12 protein-coding genes are annotated in these 17,497 nt (G+C 34.6%); 5 read left to right on the top strand and 7 right to left on the bottom strand.

The genetic code is table 11. The annotated features are described in order from the left end of the window. Positions 1 to 5 precede the first annotated feature (5 nt). From ACXAG4_RS11180 to ACXAG4_RS11160, 5 genes are all read right to left on the bottom strand, one after another. Positions 6 to 554, bottom strand: coding sequence for a carboxymuconolactone decarboxylase family protein (locus tag ACXAG4_RS11180; RefSeq protein WP_475296175.1), 549 nt, complete (start codon positions 552 to 554; stop codon positions 6 to 8). A gap of 100 nt (positions 555 to 654) precedes the next feature. After that, entirely contained in the window at positions 655 to 1,239 is a 585-nt protein-coding gene (locus ACXAG4_RS11175) for a Crp/Fnr family transcriptional regulator (protein WP_475296174.1), read from the bottom strand. Positions 1,240 to 1,397: 158 nt separating this feature from the next. Continuing rightward, a complete protein-coding gene (locus ACXAG4_RS11170; protein ID WP_475296173.1) occupies positions 1,398 to 1,787 on the bottom strand; it encodes a response regulator in 390 nt (129 codons plus the stop codon). Between the two features lie 3 nt (positions 1,788 to 1,790). After that, the gene (locus ACXAG4_RS11165) at positions 1,791 to 2,936 is read right to left on the bottom strand and encodes a sensor histidine kinase (RefSeq protein WP_475296172.1); all 1,146 of its coding nucleotides are present in this window, start codon (positions 2,934 to 2,936) and stop codon (positions 1,791 to 1,793) included. Positions 2,937 to 3,238: 302 nt separating this feature from the next. Then, on the bottom strand, positions 3,239 to 3,859 hold the full coding sequence (locus ACXAG4_RS11160) for an L-threonylcarbamoyladenylate synthase (protein ID WP_475296171.1): 621 nt from the start codon (positions 3,857 to 3,859) through the stop codon (positions 3,239 to 3,241). 83 nt (positions 3,860 to 3,942) lie between these two features. On the opposite strand from ACXAG4_RS11160, the gene ACXAG4_RS11155 reads away from it, so the two are divergent. Next, a complete protein-coding gene (locus tag ACXAG4_RS11155; protein WP_475296170.1) occupies positions 3,943 to 4,908 on the top strand; it encodes a hypothetical protein in 966 nt (321 codons plus the stop codon). Further along, positions 4,905 to 5,873, top strand: coding sequence for a hypothetical protein (locus ACXAG4_RS11150; RefSeq protein WP_475296169.1), 969 nt, complete (start codon positions 4,905 to 4,907; stop codon positions 5,871 to 5,873). The genes ACXAG4_RS11155 and ACXAG4_RS11150 overlap by 4 nt, the downstream gene beginning before the upstream one ends. A gap of 71 nt (positions 5,874 to 5,944) precedes the next feature. Here ACXAG4_RS11150 and ACXAG4_RS11145 read toward each other — a convergent pair whose 3' ends face one another. Further along, positions 5,945 to 8,305: an ATP-dependent helicase gene (locus ACXAG4_RS11145; protein WP_475296440.1), complete on the bottom strand. Its 2,361-nt coding sequence runs from the start codon at positions 8,303 to 8,305 to the stop codon at positions 5,945 to 5,947. Positions 8,306 to 8,497: 192 nt separating this feature from the next. Here ACXAG4_RS11145 and ACXAG4_RS11140 point away from each other — a divergent pair, with 192 nt between their 5' ends. Further along, the gene (locus ACXAG4_RS11140; protein WP_475296168.1) at positions 8,498 to 10,060 is read left to right on the top strand and encodes an FMN-binding glutamate synthase family protein; all 1,563 of its coding nucleotides are present in this window, start codon (positions 8,498 to 8,500) and stop codon (positions 10,058 to 10,060) included. 6 nt (positions 10,061 to 10,066) lie between these two features. Continuing rightward, entirely contained in the window at positions 10,067 to 10,588 is a 522-nt protein-coding gene (locus ACXAG4_RS11135; protein ID WP_475296167.1) for a DUF7935 family protein, read from the top strand. 4 nt (positions 10,589 to 10,592) lie between these two features. Here the strand turns inward: ACXAG4_RS11135 and ACXAG4_RS11130 are convergent, their stop codons facing one another. Continuing rightward, a complete protein-coding gene (locus ACXAG4_RS11130; protein ID WP_475296166.1) occupies positions 10,593 to 11,510 on the bottom strand; it encodes a patatin-like phospholipase family protein in 918 nt (305 codons plus the stop codon). 179 nt (positions 11,511 to 11,689) lie between these two features. Between ACXAG4_RS11130 and ACXAG4_RS11125 the strand changes: the two genes are divergently transcribed. Then, the gene (locus tag ACXAG4_RS11125) at positions 11,690 to 17,494 is read left to right on the top strand and encodes a PKD domain-containing protein (protein ID WP_475296165.1); all 5,805 of its coding nucleotides are present in this window, start codon (positions 11,690 to 11,692) and stop codon (positions 17,492 to 17,494) included. The last annotated feature ends 3 nt before the right edge of the window (positions 17,495 to 17,497 follow it).

Genomic DNA, 17,497 nt, shown 5'->3' with positions numbered 1-17,497 from the left:
TTTTTTTAAATTTTTGGGACTTCAGGGAAGTCGATTTTAATTTGAGTGATATTGTGAAGATAATTTGTGATTGTTTTTTCACCTATTTGTAGGATAACATCAATTAAGTGACCTTGATTATAGCCTTCATTAAAAAATAGCTCCAAATATTTTTGGTTTATTTTTCCACGAGTATTTACAATGTCCTGACTTAATTTTATCAGAGCGTTTAGCTTTCTATCAAAAGAAGCTTGTCCGCTTCTAATTTCTATAGCTTCAGAATCTGTAAAACCATTCATTTTCCCAATTGCAGTATGAGCTGCTCTACAATAGTTACAATCATTTACTTCGCTTACAATAAGATTGATAACTTCTTTTTCCTTATTGGTTAAAGATGAATTGGCATTTTGGAATGAAATATATCTATTCAAGCCATTATCAGACAAGCCAAGAGTTGCAAACAAGTTGGGCATAAAGCCTACAGATTTTACAATAGCATCGTAAACAGGTGCATTGGTTTTAGACATTTGTTCCCGTATAGGAACTTCAAATTTGATTTTAGAATTTGTATTCATAATTCTTTGTGTTTTTATTTATGACACAAAGATTAGAACATAAAGATTATTGTGAATTCAGATATCTGAAGAAATAATGTTCATATAGCTGAACATTTAATTATTTAGTTAATTGATTACGTATTTCACTTAAATATTGCTTAGAAACACCCAAATATGAGGCAACCATATATTGTGGAATTCTTTGTTCAAATTCTGGATATTCCTCTGTGAATAATAGATATTTTTCTTTAGCAGAAAAGCTCAAATTAGTAATTATACGTTTTTCTAAAGTTATTGAAACATTTTGAAAAAGAACACGAAAAAAATGTTCTAACTCAGAAATCTCTAGGTATAGTTTTTCTAAATTTTCACGAGAAATTTGAATAACCATAGTGTCCTTTAAACATTGAATGTTAGTATTTGAAACCTCTTTATTCATAAAACTAGGCAAATCTGCAGCCCACCAGTTTTCTATAGCAAATCTAAATATGTGCTCATTTCCATCGTCATCAATATGGAAAGTTTTAGTTGTTCCTGAAATAATAAAATTTATAAAATTGCACGAATCTCCTTGTTGTAATATGTATTGACCTTTTAAATACTTTCTCGTACTGACTTTAGATAAAACAATTGCTTCTTCTTGTTTTGAAAGGGTAATTGATTTTTCTAAATAGTTAATAAAATATGAAGCAGAATTATTCATTTATATAATATTACTACCAAAAGTTTGTGTAAAGTTTATTTTTTGCTTAAGCGCTAAAGTTAGAAATAAATCACAAATAGAACGTATTTGGATATGGTAAAACAATGTTTTTTCAGGGGTTTTTAGCCTATAAAAAGTTCTTAAAGTGCTACGCGTAATTATTCAAAAAGGCTTCGTATTTCATCAATGGTTTCTGGCACTAAAGGTTTATTAATAAACTTTTTAACCGTACCTAACTTTTCGGCTTTGTCTTTATCATCACCATTAACTGATGATGTTAGCATAACAACAACTATGGTTGCTTTTCTGTTGGCATCTAAAGCCTCATAATGCTCTAAAAACTGCCACCCATTCATTATGGGCATATTAATGTCTAACAAAATTAAATCTACTTTATCATTGCCGTGTTTTAAATATTCTAAAGCTTCTTGTGCGCTTTCAAAAATAACAATGTGGTTTGATAGTTTTTTTTGTTCTAATACAATTTTGTTGTAATAGTTGGTGTTGGGGTCATCATCAACCAACATAATACGCTCTAAAGTTTTCATTTGTTATGTTTTAGCTATTGTAAAATAAAATGTACTGCCTTTTCCTACTTGGGATGTTAACCACATATCACCACCGTGTAATTCTACAACTTTTTTACAGTGCGATAGCCCTATGCCTGTACCCGAGTATTTGTCTCGTGCATGTAATCTTTGGAATACTTCAAATACTTTATCAAATTGGTTTTCTGGAATGCCTATACCATTATCGGTTACCGAGAATTTATACACTTTGGTGTCTTCTTCTACATTTATAACAATAAATGGTTGCTTATTTTCTTTGGTGTACTTTATACCATTTACTACTAAATTTTGAAATACTTTTATTAAATCATGTTCAAAAGCACTTATTTTTAAAGGCTTACCTACATAATTTACACTTGCTTGTTTGCATTTAATTAAATCGTGCAAGTCTATTTTTAGGTTATTAATAATGGTTTCAATATCAACTATTGTTTTTTCTTTCTGTTTTCCTATTCTGGAATATTCAAGCAAAGACACAATAAAATCTTTCATTCTGTATGCCGAACTTTTAATAACTTCAATACTCTTAATACCAACTTCGCCCATGTTGGCTTTTTCGTTTTCTAATAAATTTGAGAATGAAATTATGGAATTAAGAGGCTCTTGCAAATCATGTGAGGTAATGTATGAGAACTGCTCAAGCTCGTTATTTTTACTAGCAAGAAGTTTATTGGTGTCTGCTAATTTTTGGTTTACTTGTTTTTCTAAATTATAGTTTATAGCCGATGTGATGTTGTTATGAGCGCCTAACATTCTTAGGGGTTTTCCGTTATCATCACGAATTACTAAGCCCCGGCAACGTATATACACTATAGAACCATTTTTATGAGCGTATCTCACAATTTGATCATATGGGTGTGACGAGTCTGCACAGTGTTTATTAAAATTATTTATGGCTACAGCTAAATCGTCTTGGTTTATAATCTCTTGCCATGCAGAGGCTTTATGGGGCATGTCTTCAGGATTGTACCCAAGCTCAGTCCAAAATTTTTCGCTCATCCATTCATTTTCAGGATGTTCTAAATCCCAATACCAAATACCATCAAGCGATCCTTTTTCAATAAAATTGAATATGTTACTATCCGTTTTTATTAAATCATAAAGTTCTTGTTTTAAATAATGCTCCATATTCCACAATTATACATTAGAAATTAAAGCACACGCTTAATTACATGAAACGTTGCTTTTTGTTGTGAGAGCACGTTGCCTTATGAATATTAGAAGCTAGCAATAAACAACCTTCAAAAGACATATTAAAAATACGTAATATTTTTTATACAACACTGATTTTTAGTGCTTTTTTATAAGATAAATAGTTGTTTTAAAAACGTTTTATATTCAGAAGAAATTATATGTTAATTGAAACCATTCATAATGCTGATTTTCAAATTAAGAACAGCATTTTTATTTATTAAGTTTGGTTGAAAAGGTTAAAAAATTGATAAATCGCCTTTGCCTTCTCGTACTACTTCGGGCGTATCTTTTGATACATCAATAATGGTTGATGGTACGTTATCACCATAACCACCATCTATAACCAAATCTACTGTAGTATTCCATTTTTCGTGAATAAGTTCAGGGTCTGTGGTATATTCAATAACTTCATCTTCATCATAAATAGAGGTTGAAATTATAGGGTTACCTAATTGCTTTACCAGCTCTAAAGTTATGGCATTATTGGGCACACGTATACCTACGGTTTTACGTTTTTTAAACGGATTGGGTAATGATTTTGCTCCTGGCAACACAAAGGTATATGGCCCTGGTAACGCACGTTTTAGTATTTTAAAAACAGACGTATCTATTTGCTTAACATAATCGCTTAAATTACTTAAATCATGACACACAAATGAAAAGTTAGCCTTTTCTAATTTCACGCCTTTTATTTGTGCAACACGTTCTAAGGCTTTAATATTAGTAATATCGCACCCTAAACTATATACGGTATCGGTTGGGTAAATTATTAAACCACCGCGTTTTAAAACAGCTACTGCTTTTTCAATGTCTTTAGCATTGGGGTTTTCTTCATATATTCTTAATAATACTGCCATAACACCTCATTTTTTTTGTAATTAATAACAATTTAAAACAATTTCTTGTAACATATACATTGTACAGGCGTCTTTTATAGTATATGCAAAAGCTTTTATACATTATTACGTTTATTTTAATAGGCAATAACGCTCTTGCAAATACTGGTATAGTGCCACCTATAAGGTTTTCAAAAGCCGAAAATGTTAACAAATATACTACCAGAATTCCGTTTAAACTAGTAGACCATTTAATGGTGGTTGAAGCTGAACTGCTTAATAAAAAAGGCAATTTTATTATTGATACTGGTTCTGAAAGCCTAATTTTAAACAAAGTACATTTTAAAAACGTATATGCTTTTAATAAAAAACAAAGCAACACTAGTGGCGTATTACACAATATTGAAAACTTACACCAAAAACAAATTAAAAAATTAGCGCTACAAGGCTTTACTTTAGAAAATAAAACATCGGATGTTATTGATTTATCGCATATTGAAAAAACCAAAAAAACCCAAATTTTAGGCATTATTGGCTATAACATACTTAAAGATTATGAAGTGTTTATTGATATGTACTTAAACCAAATAACACTTACAAAAACAGACCACGCAGGTAATACCTTAAACAAACACGTATACCTAGAAAAGATTACTGATAGCCTTAACTTTACTCTTAAAAAACACAGTATTGTTGTTAATGGTTTTATAAATAACCACTTTGTAAAACTTGGTATAGATAGTGCTGCCGAGTTTAACCAAATTAATAAACGCATTAACAAAAAGGCTTTACAATATTTTATTCCTAAAAAAAGACTTATATTAACCGGAGCTAGTAAACACAGGCGCATTGAAGTATTGGCAGGCAAATTACACCGTGTAAAACTAAGTGAGCGCATTTATTTTGGCCCCATGCTTACTATTTTAACAAATTTAAATAACATGAATGCTGCTTTTGGCACAGATTTAGACGGTATTTTAGGGTACGCCTTTTTTGCCCAAAAACGTACTATTATTAATTACAAAAAAGAAATGTTATATTTCATAGATTTTCCGTTACCCCAACATTGAAACTAGTAGTTACACATATTATATTTATTTATATTACCACCTTTTCTTTAGCCATGTTTGCCCAAAAAAACACCTTTAAAGGCTATAAAATTGAAGGTGATACGGTGGTGTTTACTTTTGATGTGCGAGATTACCAAAAATTTACACAAGAACATACAGGACAAATTTTAGAGTTTCAAGATTTTGATATTGAAAATGTGGTGGTTGCTGGCGACTTCAATTTATGGTCTAGAAACCATTGGAAAATGGCAAAAGTTGACCAATACGTGTATCAACTTAAAAAAAGTATTTTAGATTTTTCTGATAATTTTACTTACGAGTTTAAGTTTGTAATAAACAACAACTATTGGGCAGAACCTACAAAACAAGACCCAAATATAGCAAAAGCCCGCAAGCACCATATAAAATTAAAAGGTATTTACAACCTAAAAATGTACACCGCCTACCCAGACGATAATGGTAACGTACATTTTAAATTAGATGGTTATAAAAATGCGAAGCGTGTTATTTTAGCAGGTTCTTTTAATAAATGGCATGAAAGTTTATTTAAAATGAAACCCACACCAACCGGTTGGGAACTTACATTACAAATGAAACCCGATGTGTATCAATACCGCTTTATTGTTGATGGCCACTGGATAGAAGACCCGCACAACCCTAATAAAACACCCAATGAGTATGGTGAATTCAACTCGGTTATAGATATAAAAGCCTACACCGCTTTTAAACTTAGAGGCCATACCAATGCTAAAAAAGTGATACTTTCAGGCTCTTTTAATAACTGGAATACGTATTTATATGAAATGCGCAAAACTGATTATGGTTGGAAATACGTAGTGCCGCTTTCTGGCGGTAAACACCATTACAAATTTATTGTTGATGGGCAATGGATTACAGACCCCAATAACAGCGTTAAAGAATATGATGATTCTGGTAATGTAAATTCTGTTTGTATGGTGAAATAACAGCATTTAAAAACGCGGCCTACCCATACTACCTAACCCTTGTATACTCAAATTTAATACAGTGAGAAATACTACCCTACTACTTCTAACTTAGCAAACCTTAGCAATAGTTTTTTAACACCAACACCAGTAAATTTAATTTCTGCTTTGGTATCTGCTCCAACGCCTTCAATTTTTAAAACTTCGCCTGTTCCAAAACGCTCGTGCTTAACCATATTACCTGCTACTAATTTACCATCAAATAAATTGGTGCTTCCGGCATTACTTGTGGCGCTAGATACGCGTTTTAAATTTTTAGGCGTAGGTGCTTGGTATTTTTCTGGTGCTTGTTTGGTTTGTCCCTTTTTTAAAGTTGGTTGTTTTGCGGGTTTAAAACGTACTTTGTTATACTCTGTTTTGTGTCCGTTAGCATCAACATCACCAAAAATATCGGCACTAAGCATAGGGTTAATACGCTGTTCTTCTATAGGTGTTTGTATATCTAAATACTGCTCGTCTATTTCTTGAATAAATCTACTTGGTTCAGAATCTACTAATTTTCCCCAACGGTAACGTGATAAGGCATAGGTTAAATAGGCTTGCTTTTCGGCTCTGGTTAAAGCTACATAAAACAAACGGCGCTCTTCTTCTAACTCGCTACGGGTATTCATGCTCATTGCACTTGGAAACAAATCTTCCTCTAAACCAACAATATACACATACGGAAACTCTAAACCTTTGGCTAAGTGAATGGTCATAAGTGCTACTTTATTGCCATCATCTTTATCATTATCCATATCGGTAGCTAAGGCAACATCTTCTAAAAACTCTGCTAAAGATCCTCTGGCATCGGCAATTTCTTTTTGGCCTTCCACAAAATCTTTCATACCATTTAAAAGCTCTTCAATATTTTCCATTCTGGTAACACCTTCGGGCGTACCATCTTTATTAAATTCTTTTATTAAACCGCTGCTTTTGGTAACATGTTCAGCTAACTCAAAAACATCGGCAGTTTGGTTTAATACTTGGTAACTTTCTATTAGGGTTACAAAATCTAGCAGCTTATTTTTGGTGCCTGAATTTACTTTAACATTGGTTTTATCAATGTTCTTCATAACCTCAAAGATAGAGCGGTTGTACCCATTGGCTGCCACCATTAATTTATCAATAGTAGTTTGCCCAATACCGCGTGGTGGAAAGTTTATAACACGCTTTAAAGCCTCTTCGTCTTTAGGGTTTATAACAAGCCTTAAGTATGATAGTACATCTTTAATTTCTTTACGCTGATAGAACGACAAGCCACCGTAAATTCTATAAGGAATTTCGCGTTTGCGTAACGCATCTTCAATGGAGCGCGATTGGGCATTGGTTCTATACAAAATAGCAAAATCACTATTAGGTAATTGATTATTCATTTTAGTATCAAAAATAGTACTAGCCACGTAACGCCCTTCATCGGCATCGGTTAAAGAGCGGTGTACTACAATTTTACCACCCTCGTCATTGGCTGTCCAAACTACTTTATCTAGTTTGGTTTGGTTTTTATCAATAACAGAATTAGCGGCATTTACAATGTTTTTGGTAGAGCGGTAATTTTGTTCTAACCTAAACACTTTTACATCATCATAATCTTTTTGAAAATTTAAAATATTATTAATGTTTGCGCCACGGAAGGCATAAATACTTTGCGCATCATCACCCACAACACATATATTTTGAAACTTATCTGATAAGGCTCTAACTATTAAATATTGTGAATGGTTGGTATCTTGGTACTCATCTACCAAAATATATTTAAAACGGTTTTGGTATTTAGCTAACACCTCTGGGAAACGCGTTAAAAGTTCGTTGGTTTTAAGCAATAAATCATCAAAATCCATAGCACCAGCTTTAAAACAGCGCTCTACATAGGTTTTGTAAATATCGCCCATGCGGGGTCTGCGCGCCATGGTATCGGCTTCAATAAGTTCCGGGTTTTGAAAATAAGCACGTACCGTAATTAAACTGTTTTTGTATGATGAAATTCTAGAGCGTATTTGTTTGTATTTATAAATATCTTTATCTAGCTGTAATTCTTTAATTATATCGCGTATTAACCTATCTGAATCTTGCGTATCATAAATAGTAAAATTACTTGGGTAGCCTAACTTATCGGCCTCACTACGTAAAATTCTAGCAAATACCGAGTGAAATGTACCCATCCATAAATTTTTGGCTTCGGTAGTTCCCACAATACTAGCAATACGCTCTTTCATTTCGCGCGCTGCTTTATTGGTAAATGTTAAGGCTAAAATATTAAAGGCATCAATACCTTTACTCATCATATATGCAATTCTATACGTAAGCACTCTGGTTTTACCAGAACCTGCTCCTGCAATAACAATCATAGGCCCATCAACTTGTATGGTAGGCTCTAATTGTGCGTCATTTAGTTGGCTTAAATACTTTTCCAAATCATCATCATTTTTAATCATGTGAAAATAACTATTGTTTCGGTTTTAATTATAGCTATTTATTAATAATTATAAACAATATTATTAAAACCTCAGCATTTCATAAAAGCAATACTTAAGGTTGTGTTAACATTATAAGTTTTAAATTTTAAATATCTTTAACTTTACAAAATACTTATCAATTTAATTTACATGGATACTGTTTTTAATACCCTCTCAAATATACCTTGGTGGTTATGGATTTTTATTGTTTTAGCCTTAGTGGCAATTCGTGATATTTTTATACAAAAAAAACACACTATAAGCCACAACTACCCTATTGTTGGGCATTTACGCTATTGGCTAGAAAGTATAGGCCCCGAAATGCGCCAATATTTTGTGGCCAATAACCGCGAAGAATTACCATTTAACCGTATTGAACGTGGTTGGATTTACGCCTCGGCTAAAAACGAAAATAACTACGAAGGTTTTGGTACAGATAGAGATATTTTTGAACATCAGCATATTTTTATAAATAATGCTATGATGCCTTATAAAATTGATAAAAACCACCCTAATAGCATTGATAAAAGTTTTTTACCATGCGCCAAAGTTATGGGTGCTTACAACAAACGCAAAAAACCTTACAGACCAGCGTCTATAATTAATGTTTCTGCTATGAGTTTTGGCTCATTATCTGCCAAAGCTGTAGAGTCTTTAAACAAAGGTGTTAAAATTGCCAATGCTTACCATAATACAGGCGAAGGTGGCCTATCGCCCTACCACAGAAACGGTGGCGATGTTATTTTTCATTTTGGTACGGGTTATTTTGGTGTGCGTGATAATGATGGTAATTTTTCTATGGAAAAAATGAAGCAACTGGTTAAAGATAATCCGTTTATTAAAGCCATAGAAATTAAACTTTCACAGGGTGCAAAACCAGGAAAAGGTGGTGTATTACCAGGCGCAAAAATAACCAAACAAATTGCAGATATTCGTGGTGTTGAAATTGGTAAAGACGTATTATCACCACCAAATCATTCGGCGTTTTCTAATGTTAAAGAGATGGTAGATTTTATTGAAGCCATTGCCGAAGCAACCGGCTTACCTGTTGGTATTAAAGCCGCTATTGGTAAATTAAATCAATGGCAAGAATTAGCCGACATTATGCTTAAAACAGGAAAAGGCCCCGATTTTATTGCTGTTGACGGTGGCGAAGGCGGTACAGGAGCTGCACCTCCTAGTTTTGCAGACCACGTATCATTACCTTGGGTATATGGTTTTAGTGATTTATACAAACTTTTTAAAAATAAAGGCTTAACAGACCGTATTGTGTTTATTGGTAGTGGAAAATTAGGTTTTCCTGCCAAAGCTGCTATGGCCTTTGCTATGGGGGCAGATTGTATTAATGTAGCCCGTGAAGCTATGATGAGTATTGGCTGCATACAAGCGCAAGTTTGCCATACAAACCGTTGTCCTGCTGGTATAGCTACCCAAAATAAATGGCTACAAAATGGTATTAATATTCCTTTAAAATCTGAACGTTTAGCACAGTATTTTAAAACCTTTAAAAAAGAATTAATTGAAATAACACATGCTGCCGGTTATGAGCACCCTTGCCAGTTTAAAATGACTGATATTGAAGTAAATGTTGATGATCACAACTTGAGTAAAGAATTAAGCCGCACGTACATGTACGAAAAAGACCCAGTGCCATTTTCTGGCATGCAACATTTAAAAGATTGTTTATATTTGGGTGGTAAACAAAACGCTTAAAACATCATGGAATTAACCAGAATTTTTGATTTATTTCTTTTTGCTATACCAACATTAATTACTGGTATAATTGCCTATAAATTTTTTAAAGCGCATACTAAAAATGAAGATGGCCGTAGGCGCTTTTTATTGAAAAAAGATTTACAAGTAAGCGCACTACCCTCTAGATTACAAGCCTATGAGCGTATGGCACTTTTTTTAGAACGTATTACGCCTTCTAAATTACTGCTAAGAGTTGCACCAAACAGTGACGATAAAAACATGTATGAAGCACTTTTAATACAGAGTATTGAACAGGAATTTGAACATAACTTATCACAACAAATTTACGTTACAGATAAATGCTGGAGTATTATTGTAGCGGCTAAAAACGCTACTATTCAATTAATTAGAAAAGCAAACCTTTCTGAAAAAACAGATACGGCAAGTAAATTACGTGAGATTATTTTAACTGAAATGATGGAGCGAAAAGCACCTAGTGACACGGCGCTTATGTTTATTAAAGATGAAGTTTCTAGCCTTTGGTAACCTCTTAATCTTCTTCTAAACGAAGTTCATTATTTTTAGCTTCTGCGCATTTATTTTTAGCATACTCAAAACCTTGCTGCCACCAAATACGCATTAGTTTTTTATCAAAAATCAATGAGTTTTCTGTAAGGTTTGATGGTGTGTAATATAAATTAAGGTCTACATTTTTAGCTATAGCAGCTAATTTACCTATGGTAACATCGTTACGTTCCATTCTGTCTAATAAATGTCCAAACAAACTAATCATTAGTGAAAACGGATTTTTACCCAACACTTTATTACCTTGCATAGATTCTGCTTTTAAAACAATGGCATCAACCTGTGTTGCACCCCTTAAAATAGCTTCGCGTATAGGCACAATGCACCCTAAACCGCCATCGGCATATTCAAAATCATTCTTTTTAACTAAAGACATAAATGGTATGTAATTACATGAAATCCAAATCCATTCACAAAATTCTTCGTATGAATAATCGTTAATAGATTTATACTCAACACTGTTTTTTGTAAGGTTAGATACCGTTATAACCACATCATCTTTGGTTTGTTTAATTAAGTTAAACTCTTCTTCAGTAAATTTACGCTTAATTAGTTTTTTTAGGTTTTTACTTTCACCAAAGGTGCGTTTCATTTTTATAAACTGCCAAATGGTATTTATAAAATCTATAGATACAAAGTTTCTATCGCCCTTTTTCCTTATAACAAAAGGGTTTACACTAAAAATGCTATCTTGATTTACATTGGTGTAAACATCAAATAATTTATCAATTCTACCCGCTGCTAAATGTGGCACTAACAAGCTTCCGGTTGAAGTACCCAAAAACATATCATAATCGTTTTTTTCTTCTTCAATTAAATATTGAGCAACACCGCCCGCAAAAGCGCCTTTACTACCACCGCCAGAAATTACTAATGCTTTCATAAAGTAAAATAAGGTTTAAATATAATGATTATGGCATCACATTTATACAAGCCTTCTGTTTTTTTTAAATAGGTTGGTAGTTTATAGAATAAAAAGGTTATACCTCTAATTTAATTTAGCAGGCCAAAAAAGAATATCTATTTTAGTATCAGCTATTAACTAAAATCTTAACCCTGCGTATGCTTAAGAAATTCTTTCTTCTTGCAGTGTTTTCTGTTGTAATTATTGCATCATTATCTGCTCTAAAATCTAACGAAAACCTGTTAGCGTCATCGTTTTTAAATAGTTCATCACATGCTTTACCACCACCTGTAATAGATTTTACGTTTAATAATAGTGGGGCTTGTTCTGGTACTCAAGTTAATTTTACTTCATCGGTTTCTGGAGATGGTCCTTTTACCTATTTATGGAATTTTAGTGATGACGGCAGCACTAGCACTAGTAACAACCCTTCACATAGGTTTAATGTAGTGGGTTGCGGTACTAGAAACGTAAATGTTACACTTACAGTAACAGACTCCAATGGCGAAAGTGCTTCTGTAACCAAAGCTGTTCCGGTACTTGAAACACCCAATTTAAATTTTTATGATATTGATGCCGAAGCTAATTTTACACCTCAATTTGATAATTGTGGAAATAATACATCAGACCCTTCATACACTGTAAATGTAGGAAACAGATCAACCGGAAGTTGTATAACATCTTATGATATTGATTGGGGTGATGGCAACACTGAAACAAACGTAAGTTTTCCTTTAACGCACACCTACACACAACTAGGGTCTTACAATATGCGCATTACAGGTAATGGCACAAATTGTAACAATACCGTAACCTATTTAATAAAAAATTCAAGTAACCCTACAGGCGCTATTGTAAACCCTGGTAATACAGTTAATTTATGTACACCCATTGCGCCTATTGAATTTGCCATTGGTTCATGGGGTACAAATCCGCCAGATACCAATTACCAAGTTGATTTTGGTGATGGTACTATTGAAACTTACACCCAACAACAACTAGAAAGCTCAACATATTACAATAGCGGAGACCCAGTGAATTCTCAAGATTTCCCTATTCCTCATGAATATACAGAATCTAACTGCCCAAACTTTAGTTATACGGTGTTTTTGTACATAACAACCTCATGTGGAGCTACTAATTTAACAGCAGGCCCCATAATTATATTAAAAAAACCTGATGTGGCTTTTGAAAATCCGGCAACAGGCTGTGTTAATACGGCTGTACAGTTTACTAATACATCACAAACAGGCTATAACCAAAACTGTGATACTACTGCAGGGTATTTTTGGGATTTTGGTGATGGTAATACATCAAATTTAAGAGACCCTTTGCATACGTACACTACACCGGGTACTTACACCGTATCATTATATGCTCAAAACTTTTGCGGCACAACAAATACCATAACAAACACTATTTGCATAGAACCTGAAATAGTACCTGCCTTTACTTTAGATACAAACAATGGTTGTGCGCCTTTAACTGTTCAAACAACAAATAATACCAATTTAACCAATAGTTGTGGCGGTGAGCAATACCTTTGGGAAGTGAGTTATACTTCAGGATTTTGTAATACAGGTATTGCCCAATGGCAATTTACTAATGGCACAGACGAAAATTCACAATCACCAACCTTAGAGTTCACAACAGATGGTACATACACGCTTACTTTAACCACAACCAATAGCTGCGGAAGCAATACTACATCACAAACCATAGAAGTTAAACAGCCACCAACCGTTACTATTAATGCCATAAATGATTTCTGCGGAACTGCCACATTAAACCCTTCAGCAATTATAAATACCTGTGCGCCCGCTACAGAAACCATTAGTTACAATTGGAGTTTCCCCGACGGAACACCAGCTACTGCAACTACCGAAAACCCCGGAACTATAAGCTATAGCAGCCCAGGAAACTATCAAATTAGCTTGAGTGTAAGCTCTAGTTGTGGCACTACAACTACTACCGAAGATTTCACTATTAATGAAGTGCCAACGCTTACCAATACCAATTTAGCACAAACCATTTGCTCTGGCACACAAACCACCGAGGTTAATTTAACATCTAATATTGCTGGCACTACTTATACATGGTCTGCCACAGCTCCAACAGGGGTTACAGGATACACAACTAGTGGCACTACCAATGCTATTCCGGTACAAACAATTACAAACACCAATACCACTTCAGAAAACGTGGTTTACACCATAACACCATTTAATGGAAGTTGTGATGGTGCACCTGTAAACCTAGTTATTACTGTAGATCCTGCTCCAGCATTTACCAATCAGCCACAAGATGAAACCATTTGCTTAAACGGTAGCTCTACACCCCTATCAGTATCAGTTAACGGTCCGGGTACACCAACCTATCAATGGTATGAAAACACTACAAATAACACTACTACAGGTACTGCTATTACCGGTGAAACCAGTGATAGCTTTACACCACCAAACAATACAATAGGCTTTACATATTATTATGTAATTGCATCATTCACATCGGGTGCTGGTTGTGATGAAATTACTTCAAATACAGCACGCGTTGAAGTTGTTGAAGGCCTACAAATAACCACCCAACCAACCCCAACAGAAAGCTTGTGTGTTGGAGGTGCTCTATCATCCAGCTTATCGGTTACGCATACAGGCGGCACAGGCACTTTAAGTTATCAATGGTATTCTAACACCACAAATAGCAATACTGGTGGAACAGCTATAGCAGGTGCTACAAGTTCTAGCTATAATCTGCCAACATTCAATACAGCTGGTAATTACTATTTTTACGTCATTATTACCGCAACTGGTAGTGGTTGTAATCCTGTAACCAGCAATGTTTCTGAAGTTATAGTGGTTACAGACCCCGTTATAGACAACCAACCCTTACCAACCCAAACTATTTGTGAAGGCACTGCAGTTACAAATTTAAGCGTTAGTGTTTCAGGTGGTTTAGGGAATAGCTACAACTACCAATGGTACACCAATAGTTCCAATACAAATATTGGAGGTACAGCTATAACAGATGCTACAAACGCCACTTTTACACCACCAAATTCTGCTGTTGGAACCGTTTATTATTATGTTGAAGTAACTCAAGCCGGTATTGATTGTGCTGTTACTAGCAACACATCTGAAGTTATTATCAATCAAGCTGCTACCATTACCAATCAGCCAATTTCTGAAACCATTTGCTTTGGTGACAGTTTTAACACCTTATCTGTTAACTATACAAATGGTGTTGGCATACCTAGTTATCAGTGGTATTCTAATACCATAAACAACAATACTTCGGGTACACAAATTAGTGGTGAAACGAGCTCTAACTTCACACCTAGTTCAACAACTATTGGCACTGTGTATTACTATGTAGTATTAACTTTTGCTACGGGTGGATGTACAGAAATTGCATCGGTGCCTTCAGAACAAACGGTTAATGAAACCCCCAATATCAGTAATAAAACAGCTATTATTTGTAGCGGTAACAGTTTTACAATAACACCTACGATGAGTGACATAGCTCCCAACGGAACAACTTATACATGGAGCAACCCTGTTATTAATCCTTCAGGATCTATTACTGGTGCTTCCGAAGAAAACACACCGCAATCTTCTATAAGTCAAACCTTAACTAACACAACACCCAACCCCGCTACAGTTACGTATACCATAACGCCAACCTTAGGTAATTGTGTGGGTGCAAGTTTTGAGGCAGAAATAACTGTAAATCCATCAATAAGTATTACTTCATCACAAATAAATAGTAATTGTTTTAGTGCTAATGCGGGCGCATTAAACATCACTATTACTGGAGGTGTGCCATTTTCAACAGGAAATCCGTATCAAATTACTTGGACAGGTCCTAACGGATTTACAAGCAATAATGAAGACATATCAAACTTAGCACCCGGTAACTACACCGTGTCTATTTTAGATGATGGTGGTTGCCCTTTTTCAGAAACATTTATTATTACCGAGCCTGATGAACTGGTGTTTAGTAATATTGATTTTGATCCTGATACCATTAGTTGTTTTCAAGCTAATAATGGTGAAATTGCAATTGATGTAAGCGGCGGCACACAACCTTATACCTATAACTGGACTAGAAATGGTATGGCCTACAGCACCGATGAAGATTTAACAAATCTTTCACCAGGCAATTACGAAATTACTGTTACAGATGCTAATAACTGCCCCTCTATTATACAAAATTTTACTGTGGTTGAACCTGCAAAACTTATTGCATCCTTAAATAATAAAGCAGATGTTATTTGTTTTGGTGATGCTACAGGTGAAATTTATATTGATGCTACTGGCGGACGACAAATTGAAACAAGTCCTGGTGTTTTTAATTATACGTACACATGGACAGGGCCAAATAGTTTTACAAGCACAAACCAAAACATATCAAACCTATCTGCTGGCACTTATACAGTTACTGTAACCGATGCTTCTAATTGTACCACTACCCTAGACGTTGTAATCAATCAATCTGATGAAATTATCATTGATTATACTGCCACCGAAATTGCCTGCTATGGCGATAATGATGCTTCAATTACCATTAACTCTATAACTGGTGGCAATGCACCTTATACTGTTGCTTGGAGCAATTTAGGCACTGGTAATTCGCAAACAAACTTATCTGCTGGCACTTATGTTATTACGGTAACCGATGCTACTAATTGCCAAAAGCAAGCTACTATTATTATTGATGAAGCCCCTCTTTTTAGAATAACACCACAAGTGGAACATATCTCTTGTTTTGGTGAAAACGACGGACGCATTGTTTTAAATTTTGAAGGCGGCATAGCACCTGTTTATTTAGTTTGGGATGATGACCCTAGCGCAGGTGTTGAGCGTAACAACTTAGGGCCAGGAACCTATAGCGTAACTATTACTGATGGTAAACCCTGTACCATAAACGAAACATTTACCATTATAGAACCTGATGAGCTTTCCATTTCGGGTACTAAAACAGATGCCTTAGATTGTGATAATGCCAACTCTGGAGCAATAAACGCAATTGTTACAGGTGGTACTTTACCATTAACCTATAGTTGGTCTCACGGCGCAACTACCGAAGATATAACTAACTTACCGCCTGGAAATTACACCCTTACAGTTACAGATGCTAATAATTGTAACGTTTCTGAAACCTTTACCATAAACAGGTTTGAACCTCTAACAGTTGAGGTTGTTACTGAAACCACCCATAATTGCGAAACCAAAGAAATTAATCAGCAATTTATAGCACAACCCTCTGGAGGTGTTCCTCCGTATCAAATATCATGGTCTAGCGGTACGGTAAGTGGTAGCAATAATAACACAATGCAAACTACACAAAACGGCCTTGTAATTATTGATGTTACAGATGCTGCGGGTTGCACCATTTCATATTCATACAATGTTGACATTCCTGTGTTGGGTGATGCCGATTTCACAATAAACGCTGAAGCTTTTAACACCTTTGGTTTTTATTCTATAGAATCTCCCATAACATTTACAAATACCTCTACAGGAAGTTTTGTTGGAGTTTCATGGGATTTTGGAGACGGCAATTTTTCTAGCAATGAAAATTCTATACACACCTACAAAACCGAAGGCATTTACACCATAACACAAACAGTAACGTATCCTTTTAATTGCGTTTATACAAAAAGTATTACCATTCACATAAAAAAAGGCTACAGTTTAATTGTACCAAATGCTTTTACACCCAATAAAGATGCTTTAAACGATTTCTTTTTGCCTTCACAAATTGCGCTTTCAAACATGAAATTTGAAATTTACAATACTTGGGGCAATATGATTTATTCTGAAGAAGGCGAAAGCATACGTGGTTGGGACGGCAAAATAAACGATGCCGAAGCTGAAAATGGCAATTATTACTACACCTTTTCAGGTGATACGTTTTACGGGAAAACCATTACTAGCAAAGGTGTTGTTGTACTAATTAGATAAAAC

The sequence above is a fragment of the Seonamhaeicola sp. ABD4_175 genome, from assembly GCF_056160885.1.
Note: the sequence above shows the minus strand (reverse complement) of the source record. Positions and strands in the feature narration are given on the sequence as shown.